This window comes from Chloroflexota bacterium (assembly GCA_016219275.1).
In the GTDB taxonomy this organism is placed as follows: domain Bacteria; phylum Chloroflexota; class Anaerolineae; order UBA4142; family UBA4142; genus JACRBM01.
On the sequence record JACRBM010000038.1, the window covers coordinates 78,122 to 98,273 of the forward strand.

Genomic DNA, 20,152 nt, shown 5'->3' on the forward strand with positions numbered 1-20,152 from the left:
AAGAAACCTGGATTCTTTTATTTCATCGCGCGTGCTCCACGCGTCGCGCGCCAAACCACAAGACGACGATTGCAACAACGAGCGTCACCGCAAAACCAATCACATCGCGCGCGCCCGTGTAATAATCGCCGCTCGCCAAGCGCGTCATCGTTTTGATCGGCGACGCGTCGAATGCGTAACTAATGCTCGTGCTGGCGAGAATCAAAAGCGAGTAGACGAACTGGGAACGTTCGCGATCCTTGAACACCACCGAAACGAATGCCGACGCGTTGGTGATGATGCCGGCGGTGATGACCGCGAGCGCAAGCACAAGCCAAACATTTTCCACCGCGATACGATTCACGCGCAACAACGCCAGCCACGCCAGACACTGAACGAACGCGAGCAACCACGCCGCGGCAATCTTGCCGCCGACAATCGTGTTCAACGAGAGCGGCGCGGTCAATAACGTGTCGAGCGTGTTGTTCTCCAATTCCTCCGACAACGAATCCACGACCATACTCCCCGCGACGAATGCCGGAAAAAACATCAGGACCGGAATGATGATCGAGTAGATGAACTCGAACGTCGTCGGCGGCAAGCCGCGCAGGTCAGTGTAGCGTACCTCGATGCCGCGTTGCGCGCGCAACACATTTTCGTACTGCTTGAACGGTTCTTGCAGAACCATCAAAATGACGGACGATTTCGCTTCCGCGCGCGGCAAGAACAGTTTCATTTCGACTGGACCCGCGCCATCATCCGGCGCGGCAATGATCGCGTCAATCGCGCCTTGCTGGTACGCGGCTTGCGCGTCCTCGGCGGTCGCGTAAGGCGTCACGCGAATGCCGCGCTCGCTCAAGATCGGCGCGAGCGCGCTATTCGGCGCGCCGAGCAAACCGATGCCCAGATTCACGCGCGCGTACACGCCGATGGATTCCGGATCGTACAACGACAACAAGCCGATGAGCAACGCGGACGAGAACGACGCGATGAACAATTGGATCAAGATCGCGATGAGGATCGTGCGCTCGCGCAAGACCGCGCGCACTTCGCGGCGCAAGATGGCGAGGAACGCGTTCACGATAACCCTCCCGCGATAAGCGCGTTGTAGATCGCGTGCAGGATGACGCTTACGAGAATCGCGATAGGATACCGCACGCGCCAGCGCGCGTGAAGCACGACGACAATGGACGTGAATACAAAATGCGCCGCGAGCGGAACGAGCAAAAAGCCGGTGTTGAACAACGCGGTCGAGAGCATCGTCTGCGAAACCAGGTTGACCGAAACGAGCAGGAGTAATTTTTCGCCGACGAGAAAACCGAGCGCGGAGAGAAACGCGAGCGCGAGCGCCTGGCGCGTCGTCCGCACGACGCGTTGCTCAACGAACACGGCGATGCCGGCGGACTTCGCCACCTCTTCAATCGTCGCGGCGATGACGAGCGCGCCGCCCAGCATCAACCCGGTCGGCAGGTTCGTCGCAATCGCGAGCAAAACCAACTGCATCAGATAGACGACGGGAATGACGAGCAGACTCATCAACGCGATGGAGAGGTACGGGTGCGCGCGGTCGAGCACGAGAAAAATGCCATCGGCGATTTTGCGCGTGATCGGACGAAAGCCCATCAAGAATTCTTCGTTCAACAGGCGCGTGCCCGCGTACAACGCGAGACCGAAAATCGCGACCATCGGCACGGAGGGAAACAGATACTCTTGCCAACCGAACGGCTCGTTGCGATACATTTTCACCGCGAGCGTGAGCGGCGACATGAACGCGAGGTCGCTGATGCCGGTGAACATCGCCGGGAAAACGAGGAACGCGGTTGTTGTGGTCGTCGCAAGCATCGAGATGAACGTGGTGTCTTTGAACGTGCGATAGAACAGCGGCACCATCAAATAGATCGCGAGAATGAATAGAATGGTCGGAATGAAAATCGCGAGCGCGAGCAGAACATTCCCGCGCGTGATAATCGCCATCACCGCGGTCGCGATGAGCGCAAAGATCGCGTACGGCAACATTTTGCCGAGGATGATTTGAAACGGCGTGACCGGCGCGGAGAGCAGGAGCGTGAGTCGCCGGTTGATCTTCTCGTCCATAAAACTGCTGGTGAAGAAAATACTGATGAACGTCACCGGCATGATGTAGAGGAACGCGACGATCACTTGCGCGAACGGCGCGGGCGGCGTCATCAACGAGGGGATGATGATTTCTTTATCGCTCGCCGCGTCAATCCGGATTTCGGAGAGTTTGCCTTCGGTCTGGATTTTTTCGAGTTGCTTTTGCAGCGCCGCGTCGCTCGCGCGCGCGGGCGCGGTGGTCGGCGGCGCGGTCAACGTCTCGTCGAGTGCGCCGCGCGGCGCGGCGTCGGTGGGTGAATCGAGGTAGTTGATTTCAACACGCAGAGGAAACGCGCGCGTCAATTCGTACGTCGCGTAGATGCGACCCAGTTCTTGCTTTTCAAGGTAGCGTTTGAGCGCGCCGACCGCGTAGAGCGATTTGTTATCGCGCCGTGCGCGCACGCGCGCGCCGTCAATGTACGCGTCGAGCGCGTGTTGCTCGAGAAGAGTCTTGCCGCGTGTCGCATCCGTGGCGACGACGGCGAAGCGATTATCGCGCATCGCCGGCGCGTCGGGCGACACGCCGACGCGATACAATCCGTTGCCGAGTACGGACATTTCACGGAACGCGAACGCCGACAACGCGAGCGCGCCAAGCAACAACACGACGGTGAGTGGACTCGCGCCGCCGCTGAACCGTTTTTGTAGGCGCGTAATTTCGCGCAGCGCGATGGTGAGGATGGGGCGCATGTAAGTCTAAATCGCTGATAGCAGATGGCAGACAGTATCACGTTGCGAATTGCGACGGTCGCCGTTTTATCTGCCGACTATTGGGGGTGCGTAGGTTCCCCGTTCGTGTCTTGGAGTGTCATGCACCTACTGGAATTCTTTCGCGGAGAATCAAATCAGCAATGGGTAATGCTCTTAACTCTAATCGCGATAGATCAATAAACTTGCTGGCGTCCTCAATCTCGACGCCAAGGACCCGATTATTTGTGTCGAAATCCAGCACGACCCCTGGCGCAATTTCTTCGGACTCGGTACTTGCTTCGTCGGCAAGTTTTATATAGAGCATATCGCTATCCGAATGGTATTCAAAAAGCATAGTCTTGCCTCCTTCAAGGTTTGAAACGACGGTCGAAAAACGCATTGTGGACCGTCTCACCATCAGATGTCGCGGACAGTTGTCGAGAAAAGTTTCGTCGTCGGTTCGACTCGCCATTTGCCATTTGCCATCCGCTATTTGCTATTCGCCATTCGCCATCCACGGTCAGTCGAGCGGTTGTCTCCCGGCGTAGCCGGAATCGAGCGCATGCCAGAATTCGATGGCGGTCTCGCCGCGTTTCCAACATAGGTAGACTAGTTCCCCATCGCGGTACGCGGGGAAATCCACCAAGCCCGCGTCAATATCCTTGAGTTCGCAACCCAGGTCTTTGAACGCGTTGAGGCAATCGTTGAATTGTTTCATCGCAACGACGTACTCGCTCGAATGTTTATTGCCGCCATTCCCGTCCGCGTGCGCGAGCACGGATTGAAGCGACGCGCCTTGGGCGATCAGCAGATCGCGCAGACGGATGATCTCGTCGAGCAAGGCATTGATTCGCGGAAGCAGTGCGGTGGCTTCTGCGTGCGTAAATACTTTCAAGGGGAAACAACCTCGCCAAAACTGTGTCTACTCCGCCCAACCTTCGCAAGGTTGAGCAATCACCAAAAACCGGAAAAACGTTGAGGCAACGCGCGGGACTTGCGTTGCCCCAACCAATAGGCGCTCCGAAAGATTACCCGAGTTTTCGCAATTCCGCCAAGAGGTCGGCGTTGTCGGGCAAGATGCCGGGTTCGTACAGTTTCACCCAACGAATAATACCTTGCTTGTCTACGATGAAAATCGAGCGGTCAGGACGACCCAGCTTTGGATTGAACACGCCGTACTTTTGGGCGACCTCGCCGTGGGGCCAGAAATCGGCGACGAGCGGATACGAGATGCCGCCCAACGCTTTGCCCCACGCCTGCTTGGAAAAGATGGGGTCACTGCTGATAGCCAGAACCTGGCTATGCAATCCTTCGAATTCGGCGCGTTGCGCTTCGTAGGAAGGAATTTGCTTGTCTCAGGTCGCGGTGAACGCGAACGTGTGAAACGCCAGCACGACATTTTTGCGCCCGCGATAGTCGCTCAGTTTGATTTCGAGACGAGCAACCTCGGGCTTGGTGATGACGCCGGGCAACGTAAAGTCCGGGGCGACTTCACCGACGCGAAGCAGATCGGACATAGTTGACTCCTTGTAAATGGAACAGCGATCGGTTGACACTCTGGCTCGATTGTACCAGTACTGACGCGGGTTGTCAAACAAAATGCTTTCAGATATAATCATCGTGTCAAAAACCTCACGGTTCAAGATGATGAATTCTTGTCCAATTCTTCACGTGTGATTTACCATCCACCCATACTCTCTTTACAATCATACGCGATCTTATCGCACTGCCAGGACAACTCACCCTCAGGTTCCGCCTGATTCAGTGTAGCAGCATGGAGGTTGTATGGCGACCCGTTCGGTTGAAATGACCGGCGTCACCACCACACGCCGCTCATCGGTTCGGATATGGCGACGGGCGCAAGAAGTTTCGCTCGGGTATTTGTTGCTTGCGCCCACGTTAATCATCCTCATCGTTTTCGAGATCTTCCCCATCTTTTATGGTTTGTATATCAGCGCCTGCGATTGGCGTCTGACTTGCGTGGATTTCATCGGAATCAACAACTACCTGCGCGCGTTTGACGACTCGGCTGTGTGGCAATCGTTGTTGGTCACGGCGACGTATTCGATCATCGCGGTGCCGGTGCAGTTGGGGTTGGGCTTGGGGTTGGCATATCTGTTGTTTCAAAAAGTGCGCGGGCAACAATTTTTCCGCGTGCTCTTTTTTACGCCCTACATCACGTCAACCGTCGCCTCTGCCGCAGTGTGGAGTTTTCTCTACAATCAAGACAAGGGCTTGATCAACGCGATCCTCACGCGGCTTGGCTTGCCGGCATTTCGCTGGCTCGGCGAACGCACCGGCGTTTTCCAATTGCTGGCGAATAATTTCAACGTGGATTTGCCGGGCTGGGCGGATGGTCCCAGTCTCGCGATGGTCGCGCTCGTCATCTACACAACCTGGGTCTTTGTCGGCTACGACATCGCGATCTTTCTCGCCGGCTTGGGCAACATTCCAACCGAACTGTACGACGCCGCCAAAGTGGACGGCGCGAGCGGTTGGACTCTGTTTCGTCACATCACCTTTCCCCTGCTTTCCCCCACGACGTTTTTCTTGTTGATTCTCACCGTCATCGGCACGTTCAAAGCGTTCAACCACATCTGGGTGATGACCCAGGGCGGTCCGGTGGATGCGACGACGACGACGAGCATCTATATCTTCAAACAGTTGTTCCAGTTCAATCGCTACGGCTATAGCGCGGCGCTATCGTTCATCCTGTTCGCGGTAATTCTGGCGCTGACGATCTTCCAAAACCGATTCGCCGGTCGCCGCGTGGTGTATGATTAGAAATTGGAAATTAGAGATTGGAGGTTGGAATCTGGAGATTAGAAAATATCAAATTTCCGCTTTCCAATCTTTCCTTTCCTAGCGAGGATTCCGGTGACAATCACAACAAATAAGCTTCCGAAAATATCGCTCAACCGCGTACTGATTTACAGCGTCTTGATTCTCGGCGCGCTTGCATCGGTGACGCCGTTCATTTACATGGTGATGACTGCCTTCAAGACGTACGGCAGCGCGACGACGAACGTCGGGTGGCCCTGGGCGCCGTTCGGCGATGAGCCGCTCCAGTGGATCAATTTCACCGAAGCGGTTGAAACGAGCGGCAAGGATACGCAGTGGCAAACCTTCTTGTTCATTCGCTACTTTGCGAACAGTGTCATCACGAGCGTGATCATTGTCGCGGGCACGGTCATCACGTCGGTGCTAGCGGCGTACGCGCTCACCCACATCAATCTACCCGGGCGCAACCTCATTTTCATGTTGATTCTCGCGACGATCATGGTGCCGAACGATCTCACGCTCGTGCCCAAAGTCGTGATGATGTTCAACTTGAAATGGTACAACACGTACCTCGCGTTGACCGTGCCGTTCCTCGCCAGCGTGTTTGGCATCTTTTTGATTCGCCAATTCTTTCTGCAGATACCGAAAGACTTGTTCGACGCCGCGCGGATGGACGGCGCGGGACATTTGCGCTATCTCATCACCATCGTCGTACCGTTGAGCAAGCCCGCCATCGTGACGACCGCGCTCCTCAACTTTATCTGGGCGTGGGACAATTTCAAATGGCCCCTGCTCGTCACGCGCGATAGCAATATGCGCGTCCTCGCCGTCGGCTTGCAACAATTTCTCGTGAGCGAAGGCGGCACCAAAGTGCAATTGATGATGGCATTCGCGGCGATGGTCGTCGTACCTATTGTGGTCTTTTACTTCTTTACGCAAAAATATTTTACCGAGGGGGTGATCACGACCGGTATCAAGGGTTAGTGTCCCAGGTTTGCAGTTGGAAGTTAGAAATTGGAAATTGGAAATTGGAAATTAGTGCTTAGAGGTTGGCGTGTTGATCCAAAAGACGCGATTCCAACATCCAACGTCTAACATCAAACCTCCAACCTCCAACGTCCAACATCCAATCCCAGGAGGAGAAAGAAAATGCGTACGTTCAAGTTCGTTTCGCTGATCGCTTTGGTGATTCTCGCGCTCGTCGCGGTGAGTTGCGCCGCGCCGACGCCCGAACCGACCAAGCCCCCGGCGCCAACGGCGGTCCCGGCAACCAAAGCTCCGGCGGCAGAGCCGACCAAAGCGCCCGCCCAACCGACAACGGCGCCGGCAACCGCCGCACCCAAGCCCACCGAAGCGCCCAAGCCCGTGACGGTCACCAATCCGCCAACCTCGCCCGAAATGGTGGACGCGATTGATTTAATGGGCAAAAAAGTGACGGTGACGTACTGGCACCAACGCCCGCAAGCACAACAAGAATTGTTGCAGTCCATGCTCGACGAATTCAACAAGACGAATCCGTACGGCATCACCGCCAAAGCCGAAATCGCTGGCGCATCGTATCCCGACGTGTACACCAAAGTGAGCGCGGCGATTCAAGCCAGTCAACCGCCGGAAATGTCCGTCGCGTACCAGAACCAAGCCGCGTTCTATCGCGGTTCGAACGCCGTCGTCAACATTGATCCGTTTCTCAAGAGCAAAAAATACGGCTTGAGCGAAGCGGATGCAAAAGACTACGTCCAGGCATTCCTCGACACCGACCAGAATCCACAATTCAAGAACGAGCGCCTCGGCTTCCCGACCCAGCGTTCCGCCGAGGTGATGTACGTCAATATGGACTGGTTGAAGAAACTGGGTTACAACGAAATCCCGAAGGATTGGAAGACCTGGGAAGAAGCGGCGTGTAAAGCCGCGGATCCCGCGACCAAAAAGTACGGCTGGGCATTCCGCCATGACGCGTCCAACTTTGCGTCCCAGGTATTCTCGCGCGGCGGGCGCATCCTCGCCGCGGATGGACAGTCCTACGCGTTCAACAGCCAAGCCGGCGTAGACACGCTCGCGATGATTCAACGCATGTTCAAGAACAAGTGCGCGGTCGAAATTCCGGTCGCCGAACGCAACGGCGAGCAGACACGCTTTGGCAACGGCGAAGTCCTCTTCGTCTTCGCGTCGTCTTCCGGTATGTCGTTCTATCAGGACTCGGTCGCCAAGGGCGCAAAATTTGCGTGGGATATTTCGTTGTTGCCGCAGAGCGGCGCCAAGCCCGCGATGAACCTCTACGGCGCGAGCGCCTCGATCTACAAGACCACGCCGGAAAAAGAACTCGCCGCGTGGCTCGTGATCAAGTTCCTCGGCGAAAAAACGCAGACCGCCAAGTGGGCGGCGGCGACCGGTTATCTGCCGGTGCGCCAAAGCGCGAAACAGGACGTGATTGACACGCTCAAAAAGAATCCCGCGTGGGGTCCCGTCGCCGATTCGTATGCCAAGATTTTCGACTGGGTGCAGTACTCGATGATCGAATCGCCGGTCGCCGGCTACGACCCGGTGCGTGACAACATTGACAAAAAAATGATGACGCTCGTCCTCACCGATTTCACCGTTGACCCAAAGAAATTGCTTGACGATGCGGTGAAAGAAGCGAATCAAATCTTGAAAGAGAACGCGCCCAAGTAGTGCTCACCAGACCCGAAGGGTTCGCTTCGCGAAAACCCTTCGGGTCTTGCTCCCAACTTGACAAACTTGAGCACGCCAAGCAAAATGGACTCTGACGGCGCGTGCGCCGCCAGAGTCCATTCCACTTGCGCAAGGAGACATCGGTGTCTAATCCCGCCACATCCGTCCCGCTCAAACAAGCATCGGCAAAAACAACGTTGGTCGAACGTCAACGCGTTGACTGGATCGGCTACGTTTACCTTGCCCCGGCTTTGCTAATTCTAACTGTGTTCCACATCTTGCCGGTCGGTTACGCGTTGTGGATCAGTACGCAAGGCGGCAGAATCCGCGCGTTTCGTTTCATCGGTCTGGATAATTACATCAGCACACTCGAATCGCCGGAATTCTGGGGCGCGCTCGGCAACACGGTGTGGTACGTGTTGGGCACCGTGCCGGTCAACATCGCGCTCGGTCTGTTCGTCGCGTATCTGCTGTTCCAAAAAATTCGCGGGCGCGGCGTGTATCGCGTCGTTTATTTTTTGCCGCATGTCATCTCGTCGGTTGCCTCCGCGATTGTGTGGGCGTGGGTGTTCAACCCCACCGGCGGGATCGCGAATCGGTTGTTCGAATTGATCGGCTTGCCGCAACAAAAATGGTTGCTCGAATCGGACGGCGTGTTCAAGTTGATTGGAATGCAACTGGGTATCCCGTTGCCGAGCTGGGCGTTCGGTCCCAGTCTTGCGTTCGTCTCGGTAATGATCTTTGCAGTGTGGCAAGCCCTGGGTTTTGACGTCATCATTTTTCTCGCCGGTCTCACGAACATCAACCCGGAATTGTACGAAGCCGGTCGCATTGACGGCGCGAACGGTTGGCAATTGTTCCGCCACATCACGATTCCCTTGCTCACCCCGACGATTTTTTTCATCCTCGTCATTTCCATTATCGGCTCGTTCCAGGCATTCAATCACATTTACACGATGAACATCGCCGCGTCGCAACCGCTCGGCGGTCCGCTCGGCACGACCCGCACCGTCAGCATCTATATGTTCGACCAACTCTATAGCCAGAATCGCGCGGGGTACGCCACCTCGATTGCGGTCGTCCTGTCATTCATCATCTTCGCGCTGACACTCGTCCAATTCCGCTACTTTGAGCGCAGCGGAGAAAAGGAGAACGCATGAACCGCGATCGCCTGCGCCACGAGCTGACCAACCTGGGCATTCATCTCATTTTGATTTCTGGCGCGCTGTTTATGATCTTTCCCTTCGCGTGGATGGTGCTGGGTTCGCTCCAGTCGTTTGCCGAAACGACGCGCGGCGAGTTTCTGCCGAGCACGCCGATGTGGTCGAACTATGGCGATGTGATCCGCACGATGAACGGCAGCAAACCCTGCGTATTCGATCCATCCAATCCGTGGTTGATCCTGGAACGGGATCGCGGCTGTATCATCGTGCGCTACTTTGCGAACACGCTCGTGATCGGGTTCGGCACCGTGCTGGGCGTTTTGACGACGGGCGTTCTCGCCGGCTACGCGTTCGCCCGCTTGCATTTTCCCGGGCGCGAGTTGTTGTTCAAACTGTTGCTCGCGACGATGATGATTCCCGGCGAATTGACCTTGATTCCAAATTACGTGTTCATGGTCTGGTTCCCCACGCCCGAATCCTGGTTCGCGACGACGTTCGGTTTGCCGGGCGCTGAACCGCACAACTGGATTGACACGTACTATGCGATGATCATTCCCTGGATCGCAACCGTGTTCAGTATTTTCCTGTTCCGCCAATTCTTCAAAGGCATTCCGAACGAATTGTTCGACGCGGCGTTGCTCGACGGCGCGACGCATTCGCGTTTTCTCGTCAGCGTCGTCCTGCCGCTGTCGAAACCGGTGCTCATCACGAGCGCGCTCCTCACCTTCCTGGGATCGTGGAACGCGTTGATGTGGCCCCTGCTCGTCACCAATTCGCCGGAGATGCGTCCGATCCAGGTCGGGTTGCGTTCGCTCATCACCGAAGCCGGTACGCAAACGCAGTTACTGCTTGCTGGCGCGACGATCACGATCATTCCGATTATCATTCTGTACTTGTTCCTGCAACGGTGGTTCGTATCCGGCATTGCAAATGTCGGCATTCGCGGGTAGCGCAAATTTCCAATTTGCGTTACGAATGGAGGTGTCTACTCAAATAAAATCGCGTGTCCTAAAATCGTAAACCCCACATTCTCTTGGAGGAGAAGCAAACAAATGAAATCCAAATTGATGCTTTTGCTGATGTTGCTCGCGGTATTCGCGCTCGTCGCGTGCGCCGCGCCTTCGCCGACACCGGTACCACCCACTGCCGTGCCGGCGGCAAAACCGACGGATGCGCCGAAACCAACTGTGGCGCCGGCAACCACCGCACCCACACCTGTCCCGGCAACGAAACCGGTTGAGGCGACCAAGCCCGCGGCAACCACCGCGCCAACGCAAGCCGCCGCGGCAACCAAGCCACCCGCACCGACCGCGACTCTGCGTCCACCCGCTGTGACTGCCGCGCCCGGCGCAGTTCGCATCAATGTCTGGCACCACTTTAGCGCACCCGAGCAAGTCGAAATGATGCAGCGCTTTGCGGATGAGTTCAACGCCAAGAATCCGCAATACTATGTCGTCGTGACGATGCAAGGCACAACCGGCGACATCGGTCGCAAAGTGAACGCCGCGATCACCGCGAACGCGTTGCCCGAAATCGCGACCGGCAACCCGGGCGATGTATTCGACTGGAACACGTCCGCCGCCGTCGTCGCGCTCGACGATTACATCAAAGACGCGAAAGATGGTCTGACCGCCGATCAACTCGCGGACATGACGATGAAGACGCCGAACGGCGAATTGTTCTTCGACCAAGTCGGCGGCAAGACGCTCGGCGTGTCGCCGGGTCGCTCGATGAGCGTGTTGTACTATAACGCGGATATGCTCAAGGCAGCTGGCTTCAACGACCCGCCCGCGACCTGGGACGATTTCGACAAAATTTGCGCGGCAGTGACCAAGGGCGACAATTATTGCTTCGCGATCAGCTCGCCCAGCGTCGAAACTTCGACGTTCGCCTCCTGGGTCTTTAGTCGCGGCGGCACGTACGCCAGCGCGGACGAAAAGAAAGCGACGTTCGATGATGCCGCTGGTATCGAATCGCTTACGTGGCTCAAGAACTTGGTGAGCAAGGGCTGGGCGAAGACGCCTTCGACTACTTCACGCGGCGACCAGACCGATTTTGGCAATGGCAAACTCGCGTTCACATTCGGCTCGACCGCCGGCTTGCCGTTCTATCAAGATGGGGTGAACGGTCGCAAGGAAGGTCCGTTCCAGTGGAGCATCGCGCCGTATCCGGCTGGCGCTAAAGGCAAGCAACTCGTTGACTTTTTCGGACCCAGCATGGCAATCTTGAAGACGACGCCCGAAAGACAAAAGGGCGCATGGTTGTTCATGAAATTCATGCTCCAACCGCAGAACCTGGTCGAATTCGGATTGCGCTTGTCCTACTTCCCGGCGACCAAGTCGGCGCGCGATCAAATCGTCGCGATGGATGCCGACAAGGTCAAGGGCACGAACGCCCGCATCGCGTTGGTGCTGCCGCAGTTTAAGAAAGCCATCGGCTTTATCCCGATGGGCGTGCGCGAACCGATCTCGCCGGCATGGCAAGGCGCACGCGCGCTCATCCAAAACATGTTGACCGCGGTCTCCACCGCCAAGACTTCGCCCGATTTTACCGCGACCGATCCGGAAGCCGCGGCAAAAGAAGGCGTGCAACGCGTCAACAAGCAGTTGGAACAGTACGGCAAGTAGATCGTTCAGACCCAAAGGATTTTCGCGGAGCGAACCCTTTGGGTCTTGCGTAGATAGTTTGGCGGGCTGCAACATAATCAGCCCGCCAACTTTTTGAATGCCGATGAAAATTTTATTCGCGCTTGTGCTCATCTTCGCTCTGACCGCGTGCGCGCCCACACCAACCCGACCCGCGCATACGCCTTCCATTCAACCATCCAACGCCCCAACCGCTGACGCGCAACCACCTAACGCCCCAACCGCTTACGCGCAACTACCCAACTATTCAACTATTCAACCCACACCTACACCGTCCCAGGTCACGCTGCAACTCTGGCACGCGCAACCCTACGCGCATCACGCAACGCTCGCCGCGCTTGTCGCGCAATTCAACGGAGCGCATCCCGACCTTCGCGTGGTCGAAGCGTACCAAGGTGATTCCACCGACCTCATCCAGAAAACGCGCAACGCGATCAACACGAACAATCCGCCGGACATACTACTCGCATATCCGGACGATCTCGCCGGGCTGATTCGGCAAAACACATTCGCGTCGCTCGACGATGTCTTGTCCGCGCGTGACGCGCAAGATATTTTCCCGGCATTCGTGGATCGCTATCCACAATTCGGTAACTCGATATTCAGCATCGCGTTCGCGCGCCATCTTCATGTGCTGTACTACAACGCGGATTTGCTCAAACTTGCCGGCGCGCTGCGCCCGCCGGAAACCTGGGACGAGTTTGCACGTGTGTGCGACGCGCTCGCCAAAATTCCCGACGCGCTGTGTTACGTGATGAATCCGAGCGCGGCGACGTTTACAACCTGGCTCACCAATCGCGGCGGCGACATCGCGAGCGCGGATGGCAAGACGCTTACGTTCGCGTCCAAGCCCGGCGTGGAGGCGTTGAACCTGCTGGGCGACCTGTTCAAGAAAAAACAGGCGGCGCTTGCCGCCAAAGCATTTCAAGAACCGACCGATTTCGCGCTCGGCAAAATCGCGTTCACGTTCGACACGACGAGCGGACTCGTGTTGTACGACCGCGCGATCAAGAACACGGCGAAACCGTTCGCGTGGGGCATCGCGCCCTCGCCGCGCGCGACGCGCGACCCGGTGATTCTCGCGTCCGGCACAAGTCTCGCGATTCTCCAAACGACGCCCGCGCGCGAACGCGCCGCGCGCGCGTTTGTAGCGTGGATGCTGGAGAGTGCCTCGAACGTTGCGTGGGCAAAAGCGACCGGCGCGTTTCCCGCGCGCGCCTCCGCACAAACCGCGCTCGCCGATTACGCCAAAGCGAATCTGCAGTACGGCGTCGCGCTCGGCTGGCTCAAATTCGCGCGCGCCGAGCCAAACCTCGATGCGTGGGCGACGATCCGCGTGAACCTCGCAGACGCGATGCTCGCAGTCGCGAATGGTAAAGCCGCGTCCGACGCGCTCAACGACGCGGCGAAAAACGCGAATAACGGCGCAGGGTCGGCAAAAAAATAACGGCGAACCGCAAATTTGTCTTATCCGGGAAATCGTGGTATGATTTATGCACACGTGTGCAAAAAATCCTCAACGAGGAAGAACTCGGTATGCCGGAATTATCGGTCGCGCTCTTGATTCTAATCGCGCTCGCATTGGCGTTCGATTACCTGAACGGCTTTCACGATAGTTCGAACATCGTCGCGACGATGATCGCCTCACGCGCGATGAACGGACAATCGGCGCTCGCCATCACCGCCATCGCGCATTTCATCGGTCCGTTTCTCTTCGGCGTCGCGGTCGCCACAACGCTGGGACACGAAATCTTGAATGACGACCAGATCAAACTCTCGGTGGTCATGGCGGCGCTGCTTGCCGCGATTATTTGGAACCTGATGACCTGGTGGTTTGGCATTCCCTCGAGTTCATCCCACGCGCTCGTCGGCGGCTTGATCGGCGCGGCGGTCGTTGAGAGCGGTTTTCAAGTGGTCAAACTTGCCGGCTTGCTCAAAGTCATCACGGCGCTCGCGATTTCGCCGGTCATTGGTTTTGTGGGCGGGTTTATCGTAATGCGCGTGGTGCTTTATCTCGCGCGCGGCGCATCGCCTTCGATCAACACCTTTTTCAAACGGATGCAAATTGCGACGGCGATTTTGTTGGCGCTGTCGCATGGCACGAACGACGCGCAAAAGACGATGGGCGTGATCACGCTGGGTTTGGTTTCCGCCGGCGCGATTGATTCCTTTCAAGTTCCGCTGTGGGTCATCTTTCTCAGCGCGGCGGCGATCGCGTTGGGCACCTGGACGGGCGGGTGGCGCTTGATCAAAACGTTGGGAAGCAAATTCTTTAAGGTTCGCCCGGTGCATGGATTCAACACCCAAATCACGTCCGCCGGTGTGATTCTGAGCGCGGCATTGCTGGGCGGACCGGTGAGCACGACCCAGGTCGTTAGTTCCGCGATTATGGGCATCGGGTCAGCCGAGCGATTCTCGAAAGTGCGCTGGGGTACCGCCCAGCAAATCGTCATCGCGTGGCTGACGACGATTCCGGTCGCGGCGATTCTCGCGGCAATTTTTGCCGCTCTATTGAGGAATTGGATATGAGCTGGCTAGACAAACTGACTAAACCACGGCAAGACAATTTTGTGCGTCTGTTGATTCAACAGTCCGAATACGCGGTGCGCGGACTCGATGCGCTGTTGGAGTACACGCGCACGTGCGATGGGAACGCCGCCGAAAATGTGCGGCGACTCGAAAAAGAAGCGGACGAGGTGCGCCGCATCTTGGTGGATGAACTCAATCGCACGTTCGTCACGCCGATGGATCGCGAAGATATTTTCGCGCTCTCGCGCGCGATTGACGACATTCTCGATTACGCGTACTCGACTGTAGACGAGATGACCGTTTTGCACGTCAAGCCGAACACGCACATTCAACAAATCGTGTCGCTCTTGCGCGATGGCGCGAACGAGGTCTTTCTCGCGATGCAACGTTTGAAGGATCACCCGAACGTCGCCGCCGATCACGCCCAGCGCGCCAAGGCATTGGAGAATCGCGTCGAGAGCGTGTACCGCGAGGCGCTCGCCGATCTGTTCAACGGTCCCGCCGAAGTGGATCACATCGTCGAGGCGTTGAAACTGCGCGAGATTTATCGCCACTTGTCGAATGCGGCAGATCGCGGCGATGAAGCGGCGAACATCATCAGCGATGTCGTCGTCAAGATGACGTAAAAAACAGTAGAGACGTTCCATGGAACGTCTCTACTGTTTTTTCATCCAATCTCGCTCAACTTGACCGGTCGTTTTTCTCTGTACGATTTTTGCGCCGCGTAGCCCATCACCACGGGCACGCGTCCGTCTACACCCGTCACCGCGGGTGTTTTATTTTCGCGCAAGCACGCGATAAACTCGGACATCTCTGCGACGTACGCGTCCGCGTACCGCTCGACGAAAAAGTGCAACGGTTTCGCGGAATGCACGCCGACCAGGTCGCTCGTCACGACCGTGTCCGGCGTTTGGTTGTTCGCCATCGCGACGCCCGCCGAACCAAATACCTCGATGCGTTGGTCGTACCCGTAAACTGCTTTGCGGCTATTGTCAATCACGCCGATCGCGCCGTTCGCAAATTGCAGCGTGATGACGGCGGTGTCAAGGTCGCCCGCTTCGCCGATGGCTGGGTCTACGAGCACGCCGCCCGCCGCGTACACCGATTCAACCTCGCCGAGTAAAAAGCGCGCCATATCGAAATCGTGAATCGTCATGTCGAGAAAAATTCCGCCCGACACTTTTACATACGCGATGGGCGGCGGCGCGGGATCGCGACTCGTGATCCGCAAAATGTGCGGCGTGCCGATGCCGCCGGCTGCGACCAGATCGCGCACGCGTTTGAAGCTGGGATCGAACCGGCGATTGAAACCGAGTTGCATCTTGATGCCGGCGCGTTGCACTGCCACGAGCGCGCGATCAATCTTGGCAAGATCGAGCGCGATCGGTTTCTCGCAAAAGATGTGTTTGCCCGCGCGCGCCGCATCCTCGATCAACTGCGCGTGCGTGTCGGTGCTCGTGCAGATCACCACCGCGTCGATCTCTTTATCGTCGAGAATCGGACGCGGGTTGTCGAACGCGGACGGAATATCCAGGTCTGCCGCGAGTTTTTTCGCCGCGTCCGGAATCACGTCGGCGACCGCAAGCAGTTTGACGCCGGGAATGCGGTACGCGAGATTTTCCGCATGCACGCGTCCGATGCGTCCCGCGCCGAGAACACCTAAGTTAATTGTCATCGTTGACCTCCAGTAAAAGTGGGGCAATTTTCTAAATTGCCCGATGTCTGCCAGAGATGTAGGGCAAATTAGAAATTTGCTCTACGAGTACGTGCGTTGCTCGATCAACGCTTGCGCGTCGGCGAGCGAGCCGCGCCAGGGTCCGGAAATTTCTTGTTTGAGCGTGGTGACCGCGCCCGCCCACCGACATGCTTCCTCCGCCGACGCGCTCAAACGTTTGCCGAGGTACGTCGCAAAGCACGTATCCCCGCGCCCGGTGCGTCCGGCGAGCGAACGCGGCGTGAACGGCGCAGTGTGCACCTGCCCATTCGCGAACACGGTCACGCCGGAGGATTGCGTCAACACGATTTCGCGCGGACCCAGGTCGCGCAATTTGTGCGCGGCAAGCGCGAGATCGGTTTCGCCGGTCAAAAGTTCCGCTTCCGCGCGATCTACTTTGAGGTAGGTCACGTGGCGCAATCCCTCGTTCAGTTCGTCGGAATGACGAAACACGAGCGCATCCCCTTCGTGCACGCGCACGAACCCCTGCACGTCGAGCGCGACCGGACCGCGCGCCGCGAGCGCGACGATCACCGGCAATTCCACTTCGCCCGCGATGATCGGCGTGATCGCGTACAACCGCGCCGGCGTTTTCGGAATTTCGTTCACGCGAATCGCCCCGGCAAAACCGAGCGGCTTGCAAATCCGTCGTTCCATATCCGCCGAGTTGTACGTGTTCTCGATGCCGGTCGTTTGTGACGCGGCGCTCGCAAACACGCGAATCCCTTCGCGTTCCAGTTCACCGAGTCGTGGAAAATCATCCGGATGCAAACGCGTGACGACGCCGACATCCAACCCCAGCCGGCGCAGAACGACGCTGCCGAAATACACGCCGCCCCCGGATTGAATCTCGCCGCGACCATCCACGACGTTGCGGTCTTTGGCAACATGCCCGAACATCAATACATCAAACGAATCACTCATTTCCTTCATCCAGCGGTAATTTTATGCAAACGTGTGCAAAAAGAATATACACTCCGACTCTCGAATTGTCAAAACGCGCGTCCGTTTCGCTCTCAGCGCGATTCGTGCTATAATCCGCGCCGAGATGGTGCTGGAATTTCAATTGGGCGACGTCGTGCGACTGCGAAAACCGCATCCGTGCGGCGGCTACGAATGGCAAATCGTCCGGCTCGGCGCGGACATTGGCTTGGTCTGCGCGACGTGCGGACGCCGCGTGCTTTTGCCCCGCAGTGAACTCGAAAAACGCGTCAAGACATTCGTCAAACGAGGCGATGCCAGTAATCAGTAATCAGTATTCGGTATTCAGTAGTCAGAAGATTGACACGGATGACCTGAATACTGAACACTGGACACTGGATACTGGATGCTACGTATGGACACTCTCAATCCCCGCGGCTACACTGCCCTGCTCCGCAATCGCAAGTTCGTCGCGATGTGGATCGCGCAGATCACGTCGAACACCGCGCTCAACGGCGCGTTCTTTCTGCAACTCATTTTGATCGAGCAGGTGACCGGGTCGAGCGCTCATCTCGCCGCGGTGATCCTCGCGTTCAGTCTGCCGGCGGTACTGCTTAGCGCGCTGGCGGGTTTGATCGTAGACCGCGTACCGAAAAAATGGATCATGGTCGCGTCGAATGGATTGCGCGTGGTGACCGGCACGGCGCTCGCGCTGCTCGCCGCGCAATTGCCCGGACAAAAACTCAACGAAGCGTTTTTTCTCGCCGCAATCTATGTGCTCGTGTTCGTCATCTCCGCCATCGGTCAATTCTTTGCGCCCGCCGAAGGCGCGATGATCCCACTCCTCGTCCGCTCGGAAAATCTCCTGCCCGCCAACTCGCTGTTCACGATCACCTTCACCGCGTCGCAGATTCTCGGCTTGATCATTCTCGCGCCGCTCGGCATCAAAACGATCGGCATCGTCGGCTCGCTGTGGGTCGCCGTCGCGATGTACCTCATCGCGACGATCTGCGTCGCGCTCATCCCGCGCGACCACGTCACGCGCGCCGGCAAATTAGATGGCGTATCGGAATTGCAACACGCGTGGAATGAAATTCGCGAGGGTTGGCGCTTTGCGATGAGCCATCGCGCGATTTTCACCGCGCTGTTGCAACTGTCGCTCATCTCGATGCTCGTGATGGTGATGACGATGCTCGCGCCGGGGTATGCCGCGCGCGTCCTGGGTCTCAGCGCCGAGGATTCCATTTACGTGTTCTGGCCCGCCGGCGTCGGCATGTTGCTCGCGAGCATTCTCGTCGGGCGGTTCGGTCATTTCGTTTCGCGCGAAGTGTTGGCGAGCATCGGCATGTTCGCGCTCGCGCTCGCGCTGACGGGACTCGGTTGGGCGGGCGGCGGCGGCGCGGACCAAGTGCCGCTCTTTCACTTGCATCCCGAACTCGTGCCAAGCACCGCCGGCTTTGTGATGCTGTTCGCCTTGTTAACCGGCATCGCAATGGCGGCGATCAACATTCCCGCGCAGACCGTCGTGCAAGAACGCACGCATAACGATGTGCGCGGGCGCGTGATGGCGGTGCAATTCACCATCTCGAACGCGCTGGGAATTCCGCCGATGTTGTTTATCGGTAATCTCGCCGACATCTATGGAATTCCGCACGTCACCTTTGCGGTCGCGGGACTCGTCGTTCTGCTCGCCGCGCTCAATCTCGCGTGGATGATGTGGGCAACGCGCCACGCGCGTTTGCGCCACGCCGCGCCCATTCATCCTCCCAGTTCCACTCCGAAACAACCGTGATGCAATCTAAACAACGCATTCTTATTCTAATGTCCGACACCGGCGGCGGACATCGCAGCGCCGCCGAAGCCATTGCCAGTGTCTTTGCGCGCGATTTCGCCGCGCAGTACGAGGTGACTCTGCTCGACGGCATCAAACACGGCGCGCGGTTTCCCTTCAACCAAGCCGCCGATTGGTACTTGCCGATGACGACGTACGCCGAACCGGCATGGGGCGCGTTGTTCAACGTGAGCAACCGCATCGCGCCAACGTCGCTCCGCGTGCTCAAGCGCGTCCTGACACGCAAGATGCGACCGCTCTTGCAACAAGCCGCGCCCGATCTCGTCGTCAGCGTGCATCCGCTCCTCACAACGATTCCGCGCCGCGTGCTGCGCGCGCTCGGTTCGCACGCGCCGTTCGTCGTGGTCATCACCGATCTATTCAGCATTCATCGTTTGTGGCTCGACCGCGAGGCAGACTTGATCATCGCGCCCACGCAAGGCGCGTACGAATTTGCGCGAACCGAAGGCATTCCGCCGGAAAAATTGCGGCTCACCGGTTTGCCGGTCAGTTTGAAATTTCTTGCGAACGATCACGATCAACGCGACCTGCGCGCGAAACTGGGTCTGGACGCGAATCGCCGGACGATTCTGCTCGTCGGCGGCGGCGAGGGCATGGGACCGCTTTTTCCGATCGCGCGCGCGCTGAACGACGCGAAATTGCCGGCGCAACTTGCGGTCATCGCCGGACGCAACAAACCGTTGTTGAAACAATTGCAAGACGCGTCGTGGCAAATTCCCGTTTCGCTCCAAGGGTTCGTTACGAACATGCCGGACTGGATGCGCGCGTCCGACGTGATTATCACCAAAGCCGGACCGGGCACGATCATGGAAGCCGTCGCGTGCGGCTTGCCGATTTTACTGAGCGGGTTTTTGCCGGGGCAGGAAGAAGGCAACGTGACCTTTGTCGAGCGGAGCGAGGTAGGCGTGTTGCGCCGCGAGCCATCGGACATTGCGCGCACGCTCCGCGAATGGCTCGCGCCGGGCAACGACACCTTGACGCGTTTTGCCGCGCGCGCGCGTGAACTCGCGCGTCCGCACGCCGCGCTCGACATCGCGAGCATTTTGCGCGCGACCCTGGAGGATCAGGCAAACCGGTAAATAGGAATCTCTGT

The 20,152-nt window shown here is 57.7% G+C and carries 20 protein-coding genes; 12 read left to right on the top strand and 8 right to left on the bottom strand.

Translation table 11 applies throughout. The annotated features are described in order from the left end of the window. Positions 1-22: 22 nt before the first annotated feature. The 6 genes from HY868_08360 to HY868_08385 form a co-directional block, all read right to left on the bottom strand. Entirely contained in the window at positions 23-1,060 is a 1,038-nt protein-coding gene (locus tag HY868_08360) for an ABC transporter permease (GenBank protein MBI5302134.1), read from the bottom strand. Beyond that, entirely contained in the window at positions 1,057-2,784 is a 1,728-nt protein-coding gene (locus HY868_08365; GenBank protein ID MBI5302135.1) for an ABC transporter permease, read from the bottom strand. Before HY868_08365 ends, HY868_08360 begins: the two co-directional genes overlap by 4 nt. Before the next feature lie 118 nt (positions 2,785-2,902). After that, positions 2,903-3,139, bottom strand: a complete 237-nt coding sequence (locus HY868_08370) for a DUF2283 domain-containing protein (protein MBI5302136.1) — start codon at positions 3,137-3,139, stop codon at positions 2,903-2,905. A gap of 165 nt (positions 3,140-3,304) precedes the next feature. Continuing rightward, on the bottom strand, positions 3,305-3,679 hold the full coding sequence (locus HY868_08375; GenBank protein ID MBI5302137.1) for a DUF2203 domain-containing protein: 375 nt from the start codon (positions 3,677-3,679) through the stop codon (positions 3,305-3,307). 133 nt (positions 3,680-3,812) lie between these two features. Further along, a complete protein-coding gene (locus tag HY868_08380; protein MBI5302138.1) occupies positions 3,813-4,130 on the bottom strand; it encodes a redoxin domain-containing protein in 318 nt (105 codons plus the stop codon). 9 nt (positions 4,131-4,139) lie between these two features. Next, positions 4,140-4,301 carry a redoxin domain-containing protein gene (locus HY868_08385; protein ID MBI5302139.1) on the bottom strand — a complete coding sequence of 54 codons (162 nt, stop codon included), beginning with the start codon at positions 4,299-4,301 and terminating at the stop codon, positions 4,140-4,142. Positions 4,302-4,569: 268 nt separating this feature from the next. On the opposite strand from HY868_08385, the gene HY868_08390 reads away from it, so the two are divergent. From HY868_08390 to HY868_08430, 9 genes are all read left to right on the top strand, one after another. Beyond that, a complete protein-coding gene (locus tag HY868_08390; GenBank protein MBI5302140.1) occupies positions 4,570-5,568 on the top strand; it encodes a sugar ABC transporter permease in 999 nt (332 codons plus the stop codon). A 93-nt stretch (positions 5,569-5,661) separates the two neighbouring features. Beyond that, entirely contained in the window at positions 5,662-6,549 is an 888-nt protein-coding gene (locus tag HY868_08395) for a carbohydrate ABC transporter permease (protein MBI5302141.1), read from the top strand. 165 nt (positions 6,550-6,714) lie between these two features. Next, a complete protein-coding gene (locus tag HY868_08400) occupies positions 6,715-8,235 on the top strand; it encodes an extracellular solute-binding protein (GenBank protein MBI5302142.1) in 1,521 nt (506 codons plus the stop codon). A gap of 143 nt (positions 8,236-8,378) precedes the next feature. Next, on the top strand, positions 8,379-9,395 hold the full coding sequence (locus HY868_08405) for a sugar ABC transporter permease (protein ID MBI5302143.1): 1,017 nt from the start codon (positions 8,379-8,381) through the stop codon (positions 9,393-9,395). Beyond that, on the top strand, positions 9,392-10,348 hold the full coding sequence (locus tag HY868_08410; GenBank protein ID MBI5302144.1) for a carbohydrate ABC transporter permease: 957 nt from the start codon (positions 9,392-9,394) through the stop codon (positions 10,346-10,348). Before HY868_08405 ends, HY868_08410 begins: the two co-directional genes overlap by 4 nt. Positions 10,349-10,450: 102 nt before the next feature. Further along, positions 10,451-12,025: an extracellular solute-binding protein gene (locus HY868_08415; GenBank protein MBI5302145.1), complete on the top strand. Its 1,575-nt coding sequence runs from the start codon at positions 10,451-10,453 to the stop codon at positions 12,023-12,025. Between the two features lie 103 nt (positions 12,026-12,128). Next, entirely contained in the window at positions 12,129-13,490 is a 1,362-nt protein-coding gene (locus tag HY868_08420) for an extracellular solute-binding protein (GenBank protein ID MBI5302146.1), read from the top strand. A gap of 89 nt (positions 13,491-13,579) precedes the next feature. Then, positions 13,580-14,572 (top strand): inorganic phosphate transporter, encoded by a 993-nt coding sequence (locus HY868_08425; protein MBI5302147.1) that lies wholly within the window; start codon positions 13,580-13,582, stop codon positions 14,570-14,572. Then, positions 14,569-15,198 (top strand): DUF47 family protein, encoded by a 630-nt coding sequence (locus tag HY868_08430; GenBank protein ID MBI5302148.1) that lies wholly within the window; start codon positions 14,569-14,571, stop codon positions 15,196-15,198. The genes HY868_08425 and HY868_08430 overlap by 4 nt, the downstream gene beginning before the upstream one ends. 41 nt (positions 15,199-15,239) lie before the next feature. Here HY868_08430 and iolG read toward each other — a convergent pair whose 3' ends face one another. After that, a complete protein-coding gene (iolG, locus tag HY868_08435; GenBank protein MBI5302149.1) occupies positions 15,240-16,247 on the bottom strand; it encodes an inositol 2-dehydrogenase in 1,008 nt (335 codons plus the stop codon). Between the two features lie 81 nt (positions 16,248-16,328). After that, positions 16,329-17,210 carry a hypothetical protein gene (locus HY868_08440; GenBank protein ID MBI5302150.1) on the bottom strand — a complete coding sequence of 294 codons (882 nt, stop codon included), beginning with the start codon at positions 17,208-17,210 and terminating at the stop codon, positions 16,329-16,331. Positions 17,211-17,334: 124 nt separating this feature from the next. Here HY868_08440 and HY868_08445 point away from each other — a divergent pair, with 124 nt between their 5' ends. The 3 genes from HY868_08445 to HY868_08455 all read left to right on the top strand — a co-directional run bounded on the left by HY868_08445 (position 17,335) and on the right by HY868_08455 (position 20,138). Then, complete coding sequence (locus tag HY868_08445; protein MBI5302151.1) at positions 17,335-17,538, top strand: DUF951 domain-containing protein; 204 nt, start codon at positions 17,335-17,337, stop codon at positions 17,536-17,538. Positions 17,539-17,622: 84 nt separating this feature from the next. Continuing rightward, positions 17,623-18,999 carry an MFS transporter gene (locus HY868_08450; GenBank protein MBI5302152.1) on the top strand — a complete coding sequence of 459 codons (1,377 nt, stop codon included), beginning with the start codon at positions 17,623-17,625 and terminating at the stop codon, positions 18,997-18,999. Further along, positions 18,999-20,138: a glycosyltransferase gene (locus tag HY868_08455; GenBank protein ID MBI5302153.1), complete on the top strand. Its 1,140-nt coding sequence runs from the start codon at positions 18,999-19,001 to the stop codon at positions 20,136-20,138. The genes HY868_08450 and HY868_08455 overlap by 1 nt, the downstream gene beginning before the upstream one ends. The last annotated feature ends 14 nt before the right edge of the window (positions 20,139-20,152 follow it).